This is a genomic window from Streptomyces sp. NPDC102406 (assembly GCF_044765725.1).
Taxonomy (GTDB): domain Bacteria; phylum Actinomycetota; class Actinomycetes; order Streptomycetales; family Streptomycetaceae; genus Streptomyces.
This window is the reverse complement of sequence record NZ_JBIWKP010000017.1, coordinates 13,818-32,331: the sequence shown is the minus strand read 5'-3', so window position 1 is coordinate 32,331 and position 18,514 is coordinate 13,818. Positions and strand designations below refer to the sequence as shown.

At 67.2% G+C, this 18,514-nt stretch carries 10 protein-coding genes and 4 pseudogenes; 11 read left to right on the top strand and 3 right to left on the bottom strand.

Features of this window, described 5'->3' with window-relative positions; genetic code table 11:
* Positions 1-145: 145 nt before the first annotated feature.
* Together ACIRF8_RS35625 and ACIRF8_RS35620 are read right to left on the bottom strand one after the other, a co-directional pair.
* Entirely contained in the window at positions 146-1,726 is a 1,581-nt protein-coding gene (locus tag ACIRF8_RS35625) for an FG-GAP-like repeat-containing protein (protein ID WP_404222042.1), read from the bottom strand.
* 85 nt (positions 1,727-1,811) lie between these two features.
* The gene (locus tag ACIRF8_RS35620) at positions 1,812-2,339 is read right to left on the bottom strand and encodes a hypothetical protein (RefSeq protein WP_404222040.1); all 528 of its coding nucleotides are present in this window, start codon (positions 2,337-2,339) and stop codon (positions 1,812-1,814) included.
* A gap of 376 nt (positions 2,340-2,715) precedes the next feature.
* Between ACIRF8_RS35620 and ACIRF8_RS35615 the strand changes: the two genes are divergently transcribed.
* The 3 genes from ACIRF8_RS35615 to ACIRF8_RS35605 all read left to right on the top strand — a co-directional run bounded on the left by ACIRF8_RS35615 (position 2,716) and on the right by ACIRF8_RS35605 (position 9,266).
* A complete protein-coding gene (locus ACIRF8_RS35615; RefSeq protein ID WP_404222038.1) occupies positions 2,716-6,141 on the top strand; it encodes an ALF repeat-containing protein in 3,426 nt (1,141 codons plus the stop codon).
* 188 nt (positions 6,142-6,329) lie between these two features.
* A complete protein-coding gene (locus tag ACIRF8_RS35610) occupies positions 6,330-8,192 on the top strand; it encodes a DNA/RNA non-specific endonuclease (RefSeq protein ID WP_404222036.1) in 1,863 nt (620 codons plus the stop codon).
* A 36-nt stretch (positions 8,193-8,228) separates the two neighbouring features.
* The gene (locus ACIRF8_RS35605) at positions 8,229-9,266 is read left to right on the top strand and encodes a hypothetical protein (protein WP_404222034.1); all 1,038 of its coding nucleotides are present in this window, start codon (positions 8,229-8,231) and stop codon (positions 9,264-9,266) included.
* Between the two features lie 250 nt (positions 9,267-9,516).
* On the opposite strand, the pseudogene ACIRF8_RS35600 reads toward ACIRF8_RS35605, so the two are convergent.
* A pseudogene (locus ACIRF8_RS35600) lies at positions 9,517-10,695 on the bottom strand (ISKra4 family transposase); the annotation flags it as partial.
* A 382-nt stretch (positions 10,696-11,077) separates the two neighbouring features.
* On the opposite strand from ACIRF8_RS35600, the gene ACIRF8_RS35595 reads away from it, so the two are divergent.
* The 8 genes and pseudogenes from ACIRF8_RS35595 to ACIRF8_RS35560 all read left to right on the top strand — a co-directional run.
* A complete protein-coding gene (locus ACIRF8_RS35595; protein WP_404222032.1) occupies positions 11,078-11,938 on the top strand; it encodes a ScyD/ScyE family protein in 861 nt (286 codons plus the stop codon).
* A 107-nt stretch (positions 11,939-12,045) separates the two neighbouring features.
* Positions 12,046-12,615, top strand: a complete 570-nt coding sequence (locus ACIRF8_RS35590; protein ID WP_404222030.1) for a carboxymuconolactone decarboxylase family protein — start codon at positions 12,046-12,048, stop codon at positions 12,613-12,615.
* A gap of 28 nt (positions 12,616-12,643) precedes the next feature.
* Positions 12,644-13,510, top strand: a complete 867-nt coding sequence (locus ACIRF8_RS35585; protein WP_404222028.1) for an RNA polymerase sigma-70 factor — start codon at positions 12,644-12,646, stop codon at positions 13,508-13,510.
* A 47-nt stretch (positions 13,511-13,557) separates the two neighbouring features.
* Complete coding sequence (locus tag ACIRF8_RS35580; protein WP_404222026.1) at positions 13,558-13,899, top strand: hypothetical protein; 342 nt, start codon at positions 13,558-13,560, stop codon at positions 13,897-13,899.
* Positions 13,895-15,091, top strand: a pseudogene (locus tag ACIRF8_RS35575) (ISAzo13 family transposase); the annotation flags it as partial. The gene ACIRF8_RS35580 and the pseudogene ACIRF8_RS35575, both read left to right, overlap by 5 nt.
* Before the next feature lie 162 nt (positions 15,092-15,253).
* On the top strand, positions 15,254-16,174 hold the full coding sequence (locus tag ACIRF8_RS35570; protein WP_404222123.1) for a transglutaminase-like domain-containing protein: 921 nt from the start codon (positions 15,254-15,256) through the stop codon (positions 16,172-16,174).
* Between the two features lie 151 nt (positions 16,175-16,325).
* Positions 16,326-17,485 (top strand): annotated as a pseudogene (locus ACIRF8_RS35565) (NF041680 family putative transposase); the annotation flags it as partial.
* A gap of 258 nt (positions 17,486-17,743) precedes the next feature.
* Positions 17,744-18,511, top strand: a pseudogene (locus tag ACIRF8_RS35560) (ISL3 family transposase); the annotation flags it as partial.
* Positions 18,512-18,514 lie beyond the last annotated feature (3 nt).

Below are 18,514 nucleotides of genomic sequence, written 5' to 3'. Positions count from 1 at the left end.
CCGACAGTGAGGTCACGACACAAGCAGCACCCGCTTGCGCAGGAGCTAGAACCCGGCGCGTCCGTACATCTGGCGCCTGGCTGTGCGGCAGCGGTGAGCACGCCGCCCAGGGAGCGTACGGCGTGCTCCCGGCGGGGGAGGAGCGTCAGCCGATGGTGGGCCACATGCTGGTGCGGGTGGCCAGCTTGCCCTTGCCGTCACCGGGGTACAGGTAAAGGCCGCCGGTGGAGTTGACCGCGGCGATGTCGGCCTTCCCGTCGCCGTTGTAGTCGCCGCCCATCATGACGGGGAAGCTGGCCCAGGACGGGTCGGGCCACATCTGGCCGAAGTAGGCGAACTTGCCCTGCGCGTTACCGGCGTAGAGGCCCAGCGCCCCGTCCTGGCCGATGGCGGCGACGTCGTTGAGCTGGTCGCTGGTGTAGTCGGCGCTGGTGATGAGCTTTTTGTTCCAGCTGTCGTCGTTCCAGACCTCGGTGCGGGTGCCGTCCAGAGCGCCGGTGGCGGCAGTGGGGTAGGCATACAGACGGCCCGCGGGGGAGACGGTGATGAGGCCGTCACGCGTCCAGCCCTTGGCGCGGTAGGTCGCGATGCTGGGGTAGGCCCCCCAGGTGGCGTCCTTCCACATGGCAATACCATTGGCCAGCGGGCCAGAAGCGGTGCCGGGGTAGACGGTGAAGTTGCCATCGACGTTGATGGCGGCGATGTCGGCGTTGCCGTCGCCGTTGAAGTCGCCGCCGAAGATGCGGGTCTTACGGCTCCAGCTGCCGTCGTGCTTCCACAGCTCGCGTCCGTAGATGAGGGAGCCATTGGCGGTGGCGTAGAAGGTGTGCAGGTTGCCGTCCTTGAGGATGGCGGCGACGTCAGGGCGGCCGTCCTTGTTGAAGTCGGCGGTGGTCACGACGTCGGTGACGTCGGCGTGCATCGTGGCGAGCCGGTTCTTTGCGACCCAGGCCGCCACATCGTCTGCGCGTGCGTCAACGGCGTTCGTACGCGTCTCGCTCGCATCGGTGCCGAAGCAACCGGCCTGCCACGAACGCGAGTTGACGGCCACGAGCTCGAGCGTGCCGTTCTTCTGCCGGAGCACAGGACCGCCCGTGTCGCCGGCGCACACCGACTCCCCATTGTTTCCGGATACGTTGAGCGTGCCACTCTGCACGTCGGTGACCGTGAATGAGGCGGTGTGCAGCTTCACCGGCGCCCATTGGTCCTTGGTGCGGCCGAAGCCCGAGCTGGTCAGGTTGTCACCAACTGCCGGAGCGATCGAGGAGACGTTGACCGCGTTGACGTCGGTGACGGGCTTGTCCAGACGCGCCAGGACGACGTCGCGGCCGGCGTACGGGACGAGTTGGACGACCGCGCGTGACTGACCGGCGGAGACGGTCAGATCGGTGGAGCCGATGACGGCGGTCGTGGGCAGCTTGGGGGCTCCGGCTGTCACGCTGCTGCCGGATTGCGGGTCGTCCGCGAAGCAGCTGGCGGCGCTCAGCACCCACTGGCTGTCCACGAGAGCGCCGGAGCAGCCGCGCATCGTCTCACCCGTGCCAATGGTGAGCTTGGCGGTGAAGGAGAGGGAACTGTCGGACACCGCCGACCCGCTGGCCGCTTGTGCCGCGGTGGACAGCACGGTGGGGAGGGAGCCGGCCGCTGCAAGTGGCAGGGTGACCAGTGCTGCGGTGGACATGAGGAGGCGGGAGCGTCTGGAGACGGTCACGGTTCTGGCGGTCATGGGTGCGTTGTTTCCTTGCAACGAGGACTGCTCGTCCGGTACACGCCGGAGTGCAGCGTGGTGGTCACGGGACAGGGGTGAAGGGCTACTTGGAGGTCCTGATCTCCACAAGCGTGAAGTCACGGTGCTCCGGGTCCGCGATCTCGCCGATCCCGGTCCAGATGCCGTTCTTGAGGTCGAACGACTGCTTCTCGTCGCCGATGGTCATGTCGACCGTGGTGGAGTAGTCGTTGCCCTTCATCGAGTAGGCCTTGGGCACTTCGAGCGTCAACCAGCCCTCAGTGCCTATGACGTCGAAGCAGAACGTGGCGTTGCCGATCTCACGTGCTCTGAGCTCGAGCTGCCCGGTGTCCGGTGCACACTCGGCGAGTGTGATGTGGCCGTCGCCTCGCTTCAGTACAAGCTTCTTCTCCGTCAGGATCTTGTCGGCCTGCGGGTAGTTGAAGTCCTCCACGGCGTAGCCGGGGGTGTCGGCCGCGGCGTTCGCCGCGTCGGCCTCTTCGGACGGCCCGGCCAGGATGCCGACTGCCGCGGCAAGCAGTACGAAAGCAGATGCCGCTGCGGTCCCGAGAAGTCGCTTGCCGAAACGCTTTCTTTGCTGCCCAGAAGTCATCGCATCTATTTCGTTCATTTCATACCTCGCCTCAGATAAGCGGCGACCGCGCAAAACGCCCCTGGCTGTCAGGGGTTTGTGGCCGCCTCAAAAAGACCCGAACCAGGGCTGTCGCGGCGCGGGGTGCGAGCCTGTGTGATCTTCGTGAATGCCATGTGAACACGAGATCAAAGGGGCGGTCAACCCTCAAAGAGCCACCCAAAGACGGACATTGACGAGGCGTCAGTTGTGATGTCCGCCACACCACATAATGGTTGTACGGGAGTGAGTATCAGTTTGCTAAATCATCATGCAGTTTGAAACTTTCCTCTTTCATCTCTGCTTCTGCTGCGGTTAGTTGATAGAGTCACCGTCGCTCGATGGTGCCTCCGTGTTTATGCGCGTCGAGGGCGCTTATTCGCTTCTCAACCTGGGGAATCTATTCATGTCGACAACTTTCTGGAGCAGACGCCGCGTACTCGGTGCGCTCGCCGCCGCGACCGCCGTCGCGGCCACCCCTGCGCTCCTGACGCCGTCCACTGCCGTCGCCGCCGAAGGCACCACACCCGAACCTGTGCCGCTACCGGACACCGAGCGCGCCAAGGTCGTCAGGGCGTGGCTGACCGGAGGCAAGGGCGTCAAGAGCGCTGCCGCCGTAGCGCTCTATGGGCCGGACGCCGCCATCCAGACCTTCCTCGCCGAGTCACTGCCGACGCAAACGATCGACGACAACCGGGTCGCGATCATCAGCAGCCTGGACCGCGCCGGAAAGGGCCTGCGCCGGGAGGCCGTCGCCGCCCTCGACAACGGTGATGCCGCGATCGACGAGTTCCTGAAGGATGGCTTCAAGGCGGCCATCCTCGAAGACCTCCAGGTCGCCACGACCATCGTCTCTTCCACCGGCGACAGGGCAGTGGTACGTGAAGCCAACGCCGCCTTGAACGCCGCCACCACACCGGCGCTCGCCGCCTTCCTCACACAGGGGCAGTACGACGCGCGTCTAGAGGATGCCCGGATCCAGGTCACCACCATGCTGGTGACCGGCGGCCCTGAGATGCAGAAGTACGCGAACCGTGCACTCGACGGCACCGCGTCCGAAATGGAATGGTTCATCGAGACGGGCCAGCACATCGCGCGTGCCCGTGACCAGGAGTCAGCGACCATCGAGGATCTGGTGGCCGTTGTCGAGCGTGAGGGCAAACGCGCCGAGAGTCAGACGAACTTGGCCGTAGAGGCATCGGCTCGCGCCGGGACCGCAGCCGACGAGGCAAAGGAGGCTGCCGAGAAGGCCGCGGCGGAAGCATCTGCCGCACAGAAGGATGTGCAGAAGTCGGCCTCCGCGGCCCGTAAGGCGGCCGGCGCGGCGAAGGGTGCGGCAGATGCCGCGCGCAATGCCATCAATGCCTCCAACGCGGCGGTGCATGCGTCCCGCCGGGCTTCCCTGGCGGCGACCGGCGCCGCCCAGGCGGCCTCAAGGGCAGGCAGTGCCGCGGCCCGCGCCTACAATGCCGCGATCGCCGCATCGGCGGACGCGGGCAAGACGAAGATGGCCAAGGACGCCGCGGTGGCCGCCAAGAATGCGGCTGCCAAGGCCCGCTCCGCCGCCAAGGCCGCCATCAAGGCAGCCGTCGCCGGGGAGCAGTCGGTGATCGCGGGGCAGACAGCCGCCTCCGCAGCGCGCAACTCTGCCGCTGCCGCCACCGCCGCCGCCCAGGCAGCCGTCGCGGCCGGCGCCGCCGTCTCGGAGGCTGCCGAGGCCAAGCGTCAGGCCGCCATCGCGACCAGCGCTGCCAACCGTGCAAGCAACGCGGCCTCCACCGCTCAGGCACTGGCCACCGCCGCAGCCGCCGCAGCACGCACCGCCAGTGCCGCCGCCAACTCCGCCGCCGACCATGCCGACAAGGCGGCGGCCGCCGCCGACGAGGCCGTGAAGTACGCGGGCCAGGCCGTCGACTTCGCGAACAAGTCGACCGCGCACGCCAATGAGGCTGTGAAGGCCGCGAACGTCGCCGTCAAGGCCGTCTCCGACGCCCTTGACGTGGAGAAGAACGCGCGCGCCGCCGAAGCCCAGACGCTGAAACAGGACAAGCTGCAGGCCATCGACGAGGTGCGTGTGCTCGCCGCCATCGAAGCGGCTGAGATGTCCGGCATCCGCGAGAAGCGCCTCGTCGCGGAACGCACCAGCCAGCAGACCAAGGACCTGATCAGCCAGTCCGAACAAGCGCTCAACGACGGCGACATGCCGCTTGCCGCGACCTTGGGCCGCAAGGCCGCCGTCGGCCTGATGGACGCTAGCGGCACCTGGACAAGGCAGGCCGCCCAGCACGCCCTCGCAGGATCCGACGACGATGTCTATGCCTGGATCGCCCTCGACCGCGCTCTCGCCCAGGAACAGGACGACCGCGATACCACTCTGCACGTCGCCACGATCTCCGCACCGAAGATCGCCGAAGCCGCCCAGATCGCCTTGGAAAGCTCCGACTCGCAGGCCGTCGGCGACTTCCTCACCAGCGGCATGAAGAAGGCGTCCGACGACGAGCTGCGGGTCGCCATCAACAAAATCCTCAACGACAATCCGGGGAAATCGGTCACCGCGGCGGGCAATAAGGCGCTCGACACGAACACCACAGTCGCCCTCGTCGACTTCTTCGACCACGGATACCAGGAGGCCATCCAGGAGGACGACCGGGTCAAGGCCACCGAGCTCGTCACCGCCGGCGGAGCCTTCACCAGTGCCTACGCCGAGGTTGCCCTCGAAGGCCCCGCGTGGATGCTGCGCAACTTCATCACGCTGGTGCAGTTCCGTACGGCCCAGCTCGACCATGACACCGCTGCCCACGTCGCCGCGGTCCGCGGAGCCATCGCGGCCGCGGCCAAGATCGCCGAGAAGGCGCAGGAAGACGCCGCACTGGCTAGCAAGGTTGCCGCAGACGCCCGTGAGGACGCTGCCGAAGCCCAGGAATGGGCCAACAAGGCAATCGATTCAGCTTCCAAGGCTGACAACTACGCGGACGAAGCTCGCGAGAACGCGAACGCCGCCGACGCATCAGCGGCTGATGCTCAGAAGTCTGCCAACACCGCTAAGGCGGCTGCCGCCGTCGCCCGTGGGGCGGCGCGCTCGGCCAACTTCTCGGCCAACAAGGCGATGGACTCCGCGCGTGCCGCTCTCAAGTCCTCGGCCGCGGCACAGGCTTCGGCCGCTGCCGCCCGCGCGGCCGCGCTCGCCGCCCAGGCGGACAAGAAGGCGGCGGCCGCCGCGTACACCGCCGCCAAGAAGATCGCCGCTGACAAGAAGCGGGCGGAGGACCTCGCCAAGGCAAAGGCCGCTGCCGAAGAATCCCGGCGTCTGCGCTACAACAACATAGACCCGGCTGACAGCGACGTGAACGACCAGGCCAATCCCAACGGAACCAAGGGCCAGGCCGAATCCGACGAGTGGTGGAACGACGCCCAGTTCTATGCCGACGCGGGCGAAGTAGTCGCTACCGGTAGTGCCTTTGTGTCCGCCGGGTGCGGTCTCGTCGGCCTTGCCTTCCCGCCCGCCCTCGGTGCGGCCGGTTTCTTCGCCGAGGTGTCCACAGGTGCGAGCGCCTTCAGCACCATCTTCAACGGCATCGAACACGGTTTCACGAGCAGCGAGTTCACCGCTTCCGCTGTCGGCACCGGTCTCAGCCTTGTGACGCTCGGACAGTACAAGTGGATCAAAGCAGCAGACAAGGCGCTTGGCGGCAACATCGTTGAACCTGTCGTCAACAAGATCACGCACGTCGCCGTGGACAAGGTCTCCAGCCTTACCCAGGATCTCGTGAGCCTCGTCAGGTAAGCCGATGCGCTGATGCGCAGCAGCCCGGAGCCACTGCTGTTCCCGGGGGCACTGCATTTCCGGGTGCCCCTTCCCTCTGCCAAGACACGATGAAGAGTGATCTGACAAACATGGACATAATACGCCGTGTAGGTGCCCTCCGAATACGCACCGAAGGCGCCACCCGAAGACGTATCCGATCGACAGTCATGGCCCTCTCGGCCGCCCTTGTCCTTACGTTCACCGCCACTGGCACGAGCTACGCCCAGCAGGCTCCGCACGAGACGGCGCAACAGGTGGACCGGGTAGATCGTACTGACTTGGCCGATGCGTCCGCCCCCGCCACCGCGACCAGCGCGTTCCCTGCCGAAGCCGGCGAACACTGCGAGCCCACCAGACCTGGATCGAAGGAGCGCCGTGCGGGCGCCGTCGAGGCGTGTGTGAGCACCAGCCCCACCCCAGCACGGCGCAGCTCGATACAGCCGCTCGCCACCGGAACCTGTGCCATCACCAGCCCTGGCAAGTACTCCTACGAGCGCTTCTCGTACTGCGTGAATGGCGTGAACGTCACATACATCCTGCGCGACAGCAACGGCAAGGAGATCGGACGCGGCACCCTGGAAATCTCCACCAGTGCGACCCTCCCGAAGGCGGAGACCACGTGGAGCGAACACGTCACGGCGACAATGACCTCTGCCACGGGTGACGTCACGGCCCTCAATGCGAAGCTAAAGGCATCCTGCGGGAGCGGTTGCACGGCAACGAAGTACATGCCTTGGTACGTCGGTGACGTGACGTTGGGTAAGCCGCTGGCCGGCGACATCAAGTACTCCTCGGCCCCCGCAGCAGGCGCGATCACTGAGTTCACCACCTCGTACCAGTTGTACGTGACCTCTCCAGGGGCCACGGCCGTCGACCCGAACGCCTCGTGGAGCAATCCGCAAAAGATCCGTTGTGACAACGCGGTCGGCGGTACCTCGACGGCCGGGTGTGTCGTCCCTTCGGTCAGGGCCCAGGTACCACTGAGCACGCAGGGCTCGGACCAGGGCGGTGCGGTGGCGGCCTATCTATGGGCGCAGAAGAACCTCTCCGACCGATGGGGACTTGACACCCCGCTGACCCGGGCGGTGAGCGGGGTGGATGACCGCGTCAGCAGTACTTGTGGAAGTGGTGCGTCGAAGCCGTTCGCGGACGCGTCCGACCTCATACCTACTGACACCTGTGCACAGTTCCCCTTCGCGGAGACCAGTGAGGGGGGAACGGACGGCGCTCGGTGCGCAGAACTCATTCCCAACCATGGCAGCGGCGGATGGGTCATCTTCGAGCTCGGCGGCGGCGCGGATCTGGATCCCTCTAAGCGTTGCGTGCGCGCGCATGTCGCAGCTGGTGACAAAGAGTTCGCCGACAACCAGCTCCGCCAGGGCTTCGTGAGTCAGCGGGTCATCGACGCAGATCCGTTCATGCTCGGTCTCACGGCGAGTCTCGACGGCTCGCATGCTGAGTGCCTCGGAAGCTCGCCAGCGGGGGCGCGTCTGTCCGGCAACGGCTGGATTCTGAACACCACCGCGCCGGTACCTCACGTAAACACACTTGTGCCGTCGAGCCCGACGGGTACCAGAGCGGCCGCGGCCGTGGCTTGCCTGGGGAAGACCCTCGGACCGGGCAGTGAGGCCGGTGGGGACATTACCGGCTGGCAGGATGCGGAACTGTACGCGCAGGCGCACGATCTCGACGAGGAGCGCGCCCGATGCCATCTGATCGCCAAGATTCTAGGCGGCAGGATCTCGGACAACCTCGTTCCCTGTTGGCAGGTGGGGACGAACACCGGCGCAGGCAGCATGTGGGAATTTGAGAAGAAGGTCAGGGATCAGGTGGCATCGGACACGTTCGGACCGGACGACGCGATTCTTTATCAGGTGACTCCCATGTACTTGAACGCCACCAGCACGATCCCGGTGAGCGTTACGATGAGCGCCAAGATCGAGCGGGGGGACGGCTCGATAGAGCAGCTCTTCTCGAACGTTGACATCCTCAACACCCAGGACAACGGGCAGTACAATCTAGGTAACTGACCCCCCCACCCCCGTTTCGTGCCACCGGGAGCCAGTATGAGTTTCACGACCCCGCCTCGGCCGCTCGACGTCACGGTCCTCTTTCCAGACCTGGCCCCGTTGGCACGCACGGCGACCCGGCTGCATCCGCGCCCCGGGGCGCCGTCCGTGTACGACAGTTCCGTCGGCGGCCCGCTTCTGTGGCCCGCCGACGAGCCGTGGCCGCACTGCGAAGAGTCACATGTGAGAAGCGGCCGAGTGGGCCTCTCTCCGGACGACGTACGGCAGTTGCGCCGCAACCGGGCTGCGACAGCGCTCAGACGCAGCCGCAGCCCTCAGGAGCCGTGGATCACACCTGAGGAACGGGCCGCCGAGAGGCGGCTCCAAGCGGGTCGCCCCTGGCCCGAGGGCCCTATCCCCCTACTGCCCGTCGCTCAGTTGTACGCCCGCGACGTCCCGCTTCCGATCAGCCCACCCGGTGCCGATCTGCTCCAAGTCCTCTGGTGTCCCTTCAATCACCCGGCTCATCCCCGCACAGTGCTGTTCTGGCGCATCTCTGGCACGGTGAACAAGGTGCTGGACGCTGCCCCAGAGCCAGCTGCAATGCAGAGCTCCGACTATCTGCCACAACCGTCCCGGCTCGCACCGGAGCAGGTCACCGAGTACCCCCATCCGCTGGAACTGAGCCAGGAGCTCCAGCTGCGGTTGAAAGACCGCAGCCGGTGGGAGGCGGCCGGAGCTGCGTGGGACCGTGCATATGACGATGCCCCGGACCATTTCTACGTGGACAACCTGTCCTATGCCTCTGGCTGGAAAACTGGCGGCTGGTCCCGCTGGGGCCTCACGGACCCGACGCCTCGACCGTGTCCCGAATGCAGTACCGAGGCATACCCGCTGTTGGCTATCGCCAGCACTGAATGGGACGCCGGCAGTGACAGCTGGATCCCTAAAGAGGAACGCAGCAACCCCACTTCGACACTTCCGGGCACTCCGCCCGCGAACTTCACCTTGATCGACATTGCTGGCGGCTACGGCCTGCAGCTCCATGTCTGCCCAGCGTCCCCGAAGCACCCGCACATCGAATTGATCCAGTGAGAGTTTTCAGAGTGGCCACCGATGGGGGTGACGGCGGCGAGGGCGCAACACACCCGGCACCTGGGCCGTTGAGGGAGGTGTCCGAACTCGCAACTCATCAGCACGGTGCCTCGTTGGTCTCTCAGAGGGCATCTGATCTAGGCGCTGTTTCTCGGATCTGCTGACACGGCACGGTCGTTGAGTTCAGGCTGGAGGTATGGGCCGTGGGGATTTAACGAAGGGTGCGGCTCTTTTGGAGTGAAATCGCCACTCAGGTCATGAACGCGTAGTTGTGCTGGTCAGCGTTGGGGTAGAGGCGTTCGCGTTCCCTTCGGACATGGAAGATCCAGTACTGCGGGAAGTGGCCGTTGCTGATGAGGGCGCGGAGGGTGAGGACGGCTTCGGCGCCCGGGACACTCCATTGGGAGCCGGTGATGTCGAGTCGGTCGGCCACGAGGTGGCGGGCTGCTCCCTCGACGATGCCGCTGGCGATCGGCCAGCCGGCCTGGAGGGCCTGGTCGTAGTGGACGTGGTCGGCGTTGTTGGTGAGGTAGCGGCAGGCGGGGTCCGCCGCGGCCCGTTGCTCGGCACTCAGCTGGTGCCGGTCGGCATCAGTACGGATGTCGCGGACGGCGCCGCGGGCGTCACCGGCCAGGATCCGGGCGGCCTTGGCGCCGACCCAGGTCTCGGACTTCGGGTCAGCGGCGGTGCGGAAGCACCGGGCGGCCGCCCACAGTTTCTCAATCACGTGGACGATGTCGAGGACGATGAGGATGGTGACGTCCCGGCGGGCGGCCTCCGCCTGGATCAGGTTGAGTTGGTGGGTGGCGCCGTCGATGAGGACCACCCAGCACCGGTGATGTCCGGGGTCGCGGGCTTCGGCCTGGTCGAACGCGGCGAGGATCACCTGGCCGGGGTCATCGCGGACCGAGGCGGTGAACCATTTCGCATACGCTTTGGGTCCTTTGCGCCAGGTGCGGGTGGTGGTGCGGCCGCCGGGCGGGGTGATGATGTCGTGGACCCGGCGCGGGGCCGGCTCGGCGTCGTCGACGACGGCGAGGGTCGCCATCCGCTTGCGGCAGCTCTTCTCGCCGGCGGACAGCCGGGTGCGCAAGGTGTGCTGAGCCGGCTCGGCCGCTTTCCGGGGCGCTTCGCGCAGGTGACCGGGGCGCATCACGATCCCCTTGCCATCAACGCTGAGCACCAGCAGCGTCTCCTTGCCGTCCGGAGCCGGGATTCGGGTGGCGTAGAAGGCGGCGATGTCGACCGCGGCGGCCCGCACGAGCTGTTCGGCCTGCCGCTTGCCGATGACCGGCTGCCCGCAGTGGCGGGTGATCGCCTCGAGCGCGGTGGCGTAGGAGCCGCGGACGGCCTCGAGCACAGCCAGTCTCCGCACGCCCAGGCTGTAACGCTCGCGCGGCAGGCCAAGCTGGGCGTCGGCCGGATGGACGTTCGCTGAGCCGGGGCCGCGGTGCCGGCCAGGCCCGCATCCACCGGCTCGGCCTTGAGTACTTCCTGGCCGGGTGCAGTGACCGTGCCGTCACCGGACAGGATGTCCGGCATCGTCTCCCGCGTAATCTCCAGCCGCGACAGCACTACTCGTGCTCAGCCGGCCGTTCCGACAACTCCGCCACCTGCGCCCGCAGTTCGCTGCTCTATTCCCGCTCGGCAGCTTCCCGCCGGTCGATCTCCTCATGCCACGAGACCATCGCCACTACCCCGAAATCCCGACCAGTCGACACCACGACGATTGAGTACGCAGCACCCATTCAGCAACCATCCAGGTCAGCGGCAATCCACAGCTCACTCACGAAGAGCCGCACCCTTTGGCGATGGCGATGGCGATGGCGATGGCGACCGCGATACCGAGCCAGGCCGCGCCCGTCGCCCCGAGCGCCGTGGTCGCCGCGAGCGGACTGCACAACCCGTGTGATGTCGAGATCCAGGCCGACGGCTTGCTCCTGGTCGTGGAGGCCGGCAGCGGCCCGGAGATCCCGTGCCCGCCGCCGGTGGAGGTGGGACGCAACCGCTACCTCGGCTTCAGCACCCTCAGCACCACCAAGGGCAAGGTCCTCGGCGACCTCGCCGTGCACGAGCTGAACAGCACCCCCGACGCCGGCAACCCCGGCACCGCCGAGGTCTTCTCCAACCCGTGGGGCTTCGCCAGGGACGGCCGGGACTGCCTGGTCACCGACGCCGGCGCCAACGACCTGATCCGGATCCGCCCCGACGGCAGCACCGAGACCGTCTTCGCCTTCCCGACCGCCACCCGGCCGACCGACAACGTCCCCCTGCAGGCGGTGCCGACCGGTGTCCTGCGCGGCCGTGGCGGCGCGTTCTGCATCGCCGACATGAGTGGCATGCACCAGGGTCTCAGCCGCGTCTGGCGCTACGTTCCCGGCAGCGAGCCGACCGTCTTCGCCACGGGCCTGACGGACCTCATCGACCTCGCGGTGGCCCCGGACGGCGACCTCATCGCCCTGTCCTACGGCTCAGGCCCCGCCACCGACCCAGGCCCGGGCACCCTGACCCGCATCGACACACGCACGGGCGCGTCCACCCCGATCCCGACGGCCACGACGCTCAAGGAGCCCACGGGCCTCGCCGTCAACCCCAGGGGCGACGCTTACGTCACCAGCAACACCCGGAGCAACACCGACGGTGAGCTGCTGAAGTTTCCGGCCCTCGTCTGAGCGGCCGGGCCACATCCGCCGGCGCGCACGGGTGGTTGTCACACATGTGCGCCCGGCGGTGTCTTCATGCCAAACAGGCCGCGAGGCCGCTGAAAAAGGAGAAAATCATGGCACCGCGTATCCCCAAGGCAGAGCTTCCCACCGAGATGAAGGAGGCGCTGCTCGCGCAGTTCGGTTCGCTGCCCGAGCCCGTCGAGGTGGTCTTCAACAATCCGGCCGTGGCCACCTCCAACCTGGAGTTCTCGGCGAAGGCCGCGCAGTGGGACGCGGTCGACGAAGGGCTCAAGACGTTCGCGCACATGACGGTGGCGGCGCAGGTGGGCTGCAGTTGGTGCCTGGACATCAACTACTTCGCCGCGCTGCACCAGAACCTGGACCTCAACAAGGCCAGCCGGGTCCCGAACTGGCGGGACTCCGATGTGTTCACGCCGCTGGAGCGCGAGGTGATGGAGTACTCCGAGGCCATGACCACCACCCCGCCGACCGTCACCGACGAGCTGTCGGCGAGCCTGCTCGAGCAGCTTGGCCCGGCGGGCCTGGTGGAGCTGACCGTCTTCATCGGTTTCGCCAACCTCTCCACCCGGGTCAACACCGCCCATGGCATCACCTCGCAGGGCTACTCCGAGGCCTGCCAGATCCCGCTCGCCAAGCGGCCCCAGACGGCCGGCGCGGCCTGACACGATGATCGGTGTGACTCATGACGCCATGACCGATGATCCGTTCGTCGTCCACCGCAACCTGCTGTTCACGGTCGCCTACGAGATGCTCGGCTCCGCCGCCGACGCCGAGGACGTGCTCCAGGAGACCTGGCTGCGGTGGGCCGACGTCGACCGCTCCGAGGTGCGCGAACCAAGGGCCTACCTCGTGCGGGCCGTCACCCGGCAGTCCCTCAACCGGCTGCGCTCACTGTCCCGCAGCCGCGAGGACTACGTGGGGGAGTGGCTCCCGGAGCCGCTGCTGACCAGCCCCGACGTGGCGGAGGACGTCGAACTCGCGGAGAGCGTCTCCATCGCGATGCTGACAGTCCTTGAGACGCTCGCACCGACCGAACGCGCCGTGTTCGTGCTCCGTGAGGTCTTCGACATGCCGTACGGCGAGATCGCCACGGCCGTCGGCAAGACGGCGGCCGCGGTGCGGCAGATCGCGCGGCGCGCCCGCGAGCACGTGGCGGCCCGTCGGCCACGGATGCAGGTGAGCCGCTCCGAGCAACAGGCCGTCGTGGAGCGGTTCCTGACCGCGCTGCGCACCGGCAAGCTGCAGGACCTGCTCGAAGTCATGTCCCCCGACGTGGTCATGATCGCCGACGGGGGCGGGATCGTCGCGGCCGCTCTGGTGCCGATCCGGGGCGCCGCCGAGGTGGCGCCGGTTCTCGCCAGGGCGAAGCGGCTCGTCGAGGCGCTCGACACGACGCCCGTCTGGCTCAACGGCGCCCCCGCGGGCCGTATCGAGTTCGACGGCGAGCCGGCCGCGGTGAGCCTGGACGTCGAGAACGGCCGCATCACGCGGATCTACGTGGTGCGCAACCCGCACAAGCTGACGCGCCTGGACGAACTGGCCGAACTGGCGAGGTGACAGGCGTCATGAGCGGTCCGGGCGGCCCACGCCGCCCGGACCGACCCTTGTCCGGAGCCGACAGAACCCGCGAAAGAAGGAAGGCAAGAGCCAAGGCCACCATCACGGACACCACCACCACGGACACCACCGCCGCCCGCCCCGTCCCCGGCTGGGGCACCGCCGCCGGGATCCTCGCGCTCGCCCGGCCGAGCTCCCCGAGCGACGAGCACGGTGGGCCCGTCCTGGACCGGCTGCTGATCACCGAACGCATCGCCCGCTACGGCTGGGCCTACGACGAGCGCGACCAGGCCGCCCTGGCCGGGTGCTTCACCGCCGACGACACCTGGCAGGCCTCCCTCATGGGGGAGCGCGAGACGCCACTGCACCAGGGCGCCGAGGCACCGTGACGCCCAGTTCCACTACATCAGCGAGCAAGCCCGGGAACACATGAATGCCGGCCAGCCGGTGATCAGCGTGGACACGAAGAAGAAGGAACTCGTCGGCGACTACAAGAACGCCGGCCGTCAGTGGCGGCCCCAAGGCGAGCCGCCACTGGTCAAGACACACGACTTCCTGGATAGGCAGGGGCCGGGCAAGGCGATCCCGTACGGGATCTACGACATCGCCGCGAACACCGGCTGGGTCAGTGTCGGCACCGATCACGACACCGCTGCTTTCGCCGTTGCCTCCATCCGCCGATGGTGGCAGGGCCGAGGCCAGCACGATTACCCGGCCGCCACCCGTCTACTGATCACTGCGGACGCAGGCGGGGCCAACGGCTACCGCACCCGCGCCTGGAAGACCGAACTCGCCGCCTTTGCCTCCGAGACGGGCCTGAACATTACGGTCTGCCACATGCCGCCGGGCACCTCGAAGTGGAACAAGATCGAGCATCGGCTGTTCTCCCACATCTCTATGAACTGGCGAGGGCGTCCTCTGACCAGTCATGACGTCATCGCGAACAGCATCGCGGCGACCACTACCCACACCGGGCTCACCGTCCACGCCGAACTCGACCCGGGCACCTACGACACCGGCATCAAGGTCACCGACAGCGACATCGACGCCCTTCCCATGCACCGCCACCGTTTCCACGGCGACTGGAACTACACCCTCCGCCCCTCACTTCGCGACACCGCCACAGCCAAGATCCCGCGATCGGTCGTCAGCCTGTCCCCGCAGCCCAGCTCCGGGTGTCTGCGCAACCCGGAGCTGACCGGGATCCCCGAACCGGAGCTGGCCGCGCTCGTCAACCAACTCGACCAGGAACTGGACGAGATACGTGAGCAAGGGCGGCGACAGCAGCGAGGAGGCGAGCGAGTCCGGGCTCACGGCGCAGGCGCCAAGGACAAGCTGACGACCGCCGACAGAGTCCTGGCTGCCGTGCTCTACCTGCGCAAACTCGGCACCCGAGACCTACTCGCCCAACTCTTCGGCGTCAACGGCAGCACACTCACCAGGGCTGTCCATGAAGTCCAGCCCCTGCTGGCCGAGCACGGCTACACGATTCCGCCCTCGACAGCCAGGTTCCGCACAACCGCTGACATCGCCGCGTTCCTCGAGAACGCCAGCCCCACCGAGATCAAAGCAACATGTTGATTCTCTGCGAGCCCTTAGCTTGACATTTAACCTCTGAGCTCGAACGACGAGCTGCTCAGGTGTGTTCACCTGTCGGGCATTTGTGGGGCGAGCAGACGGCCATTGCATGCGGATGCGTTCATCCATGGACATTCGTAAGGGGAATTTGGCACGGTGGCGCGCATGTCAATCCCTAGCCTTGCCTCGGACACCGCCGCCTTCTACGCCGCGCAGAGCCCGTTCTCTGACCCCGGAGATCTCGCAGGGCTGTACGCCGCTTTGCCCGCTGATCCGCGCGAGCTCGCCCGGATCGCCAGGGACCTGGTGGTCCACCGCCTGGAGGAGGACCTCTTCGAGTACGCCGCCCCTCAAGCGCGTCTCCACAACGACGCCGAGACGCGCTACATCGATGACATCCTGCGGATCATCATCGCGCGCAACGACGCCCCGCTGTCCCTGCGCCGCGAGTTCGGCGACCGCTTCGTCGGCATCTGCCGCGACTTTGCGCTGCTGCACTGCTCATTCCTGCGGCACGCGGGCATACCCGCCCGGATCCGGTCCGGCTTCGTCGACTACTTCGGTGCGGACGGCTTCCACTTCGACCATGTGGTCACTGAGTACTGGGACCCGACGCGAGGCTGGCTGCTCGCCGATCCGGAGCTGGCAGACCCACTCGTCGTGGAGACTCACAAGGTGGGCTTCGATCCCATGGACGTCCCGCGCAACCGCTTCCAAGTCGCCGGTGACGCCTGGCGGCGGATCCGCGCTGGCGAGGCCGATCCAAAGTCATACGGGCTCCCCCTGCCAGGCGGCCCACTGATCGGAGAGTGGTTCGTGGCGGGCAACATCCGCATCGACCTCGCGGCGCTCAACAAGGTCGAGACGCTCCTCTGGGACGTCTGGGGTGTCGGGGCCGGCAGTGACGAGGAGATGACGGACACCATCCGCGAGCTGTACGACGAAGCCGCGGAGGTGACGGCTGGCGATGTGTCCTTCGCTGCGGCGCGGCAGCTCTTCGCGGACAATGACGGGTTGCGGACACCGCAGACGGTGACCTCGCTCGCCCCGTTCAACGGCCCGAGCGAGGTCACCCTTCGCGGCTGACCGCTGCCCGACTCTGAGCCTGTCCTCTGACCTCGAACGTCGCCTCGTACGTGCTCACTCGTTGGGGAGTTCGCCGGGCACGCTGATGGCCCTCGCATGAGCATGCGTTCCGCCAAGGAATCACGTTCATACGAAGGCCGCAGGAGTGAGCTTGCTGCATCATGACGCCCGGCGCGATGCGTTCGACTTCGCGTCACACTTCCGGGAAGACTTCTACGCTTGCCTCACTCGACGCGGTGACACCCTGTTCGAGCTGTGCGACGCGATGCTGTGCGAGAACGGGCCGGTCACGTCGCCGGTGGACCTGACGCTGCTGGCCGAACACCGTCGCGGTCACGGCGCGCTCTACGACGCGCTCAACCACGGTCGCATCGAGGTGGCCGGGCTGCGGAAGGCACTGGCCGTGCTGCCGCAGCCCAAGGCCGCCGACGGGCGCCTGGTCCTGGCGGTCGATGTCTCGCCGTGGCTGCGGCCCGACGCGCCGACCAGCCCGGACCGTCTGTTCTGCCACGTCTACGGACGCTCGGGACGTTCCAGTGACCAGTTCATTCCCGGCTGGCCGTACTCGTTCGTCGCCGCGCTGGAGACGGGTCGCACGTCGTGGTGCCAGCTGCTGGACGCGGTCCGCCTCGGTCCCGACGATGATGTCGCCGAGGTCACCGCCGCCCAGGTCCGCCGCGTTGCGAACAACTGGATCGGCCAGGGCCAGTGGGAGGAGGCGACCCGGACATCCTGGTCGTCTTCGACGCCGGCTACGACGCCCCGCGCATGGCCTACCTCCTCCACGGCCTGCCCGTCGAGGTGCTGGGACGGATGCGTTCAGACCGGGTGATGCGCCGTCCGAAGCCCTCACTCAAGGGGTACGCCCTGTCCTATCCTCAGGGCGGGCGACCGCCGAAGCACGGCAAGGGGTTCCGCTTCGCCAGGCCCGATACCTGGGGCGAGCCCGACTCGGCCACGGTGCAGGTCACCGACCGCTACGGCACCGCCCAGGCCATGGCTTGGGACCGCATCCACCCGCGGCTCACCACCCGCAGCGCGTGGATTGACCACGACGGTGAGCTCCCCGTCATCGAGGGCACCCTCATCCGCCTCCAGGTGGACCATCTGCCCGGTGGAGGTGACCCACTGCCGGTCTGGCTGTGGTCCTCCAGGACCGGCATGACCGGCAAGGACGTCGACCTGCGGTGGCAAGCGTTCTTGAGGCGCTTCGATCTTGAACACACTTTCCGTTTTGTAAAGCAGACGCTCGGATGGACCCGTCCCAAGCTCCGCACCCCCGAGGCTGCGGAGGCTCTGGTCCACTTGGTGTGGTCGCGTACGCAGCGTGACTGTCGATCTCATCGGATCGGCGGCTGAGATAGCCCGAAAATCGCCCGGCCGGTGTGCGGTGTGGTCGACAGTGCTGCGCCGTGAACGAAGTACGGCTGCAACTCGAGGAGTTGCTGTTCTCCTCGGTGGAGAACGTGTTGGTGGAGTCGGTCGTGACGACCGACATGGCCGTCCGGGTGACCAGCTCCCACAGCCCGGCAGGCGCCCTGTCCGGGCTGTGGGAGCTGGTCAGAACGAATACACGGTTCCTATCTGCGGTTTCCTCACGATCTGCCGACGGCGGGCAAGCCCGTCGTCGTGGCACTACGGGTGCGCCGGCTCGTCTGCGCAGCGAGCTTCTGTCCACGCAAGACATTCGTCGAGCAGGTACCGGGACTGACCCGCCGGTTCGGCCGGCGGACGGAACGGCTGCGATCAACGCTCGTCTTGGTCGGCCTTGCGCTCGCCGGGCGGGCCGGGGCCCGCATGACAGACGTCTTTGGGAGGCCAGTCAGCCGCAACACCCTGCTGCGGCTGATCACCTCGCTTCCGGATCCGCCCACGGCCACGCCCCGCGTGCTCGGGGTAGATGAATACGCCCAGCGCAAGGGGCAGAACCACGGAACCGTGCTCGTCGACGTGGAGACACGTCGTCCGATCGATCTCCTGCCCGACCGGGAGGACGACACCCTCGTGGCCTGGCTCGCCGAGCGCCCCGGCATCGAGATCGTCTGCCGCGACAGGGCCCCGTTCTTCGCCGACGGCTCCACCCGCGGCGCCCCACAAGGCCTGCAAGTCGCCGATCGGTGGCACCTTTGGCACAACCTGGGCGAAGCCACCGAGAAGTGCGTCTACCGGCACCGCAATTGCCTGCGCCCCATATCGGAACAGCCCCGGGAGCTCCAGGAGGAGCCGGAGTCAGCCGCCTCGTCGCCCTGGCCCACAGGGCACCGCTTCGCCGAACGTACTCGCGCCAAGCACGCCACCATCCACGCGCTCCTCGCCGCCGGGCACAGCAAACGGTCCGTC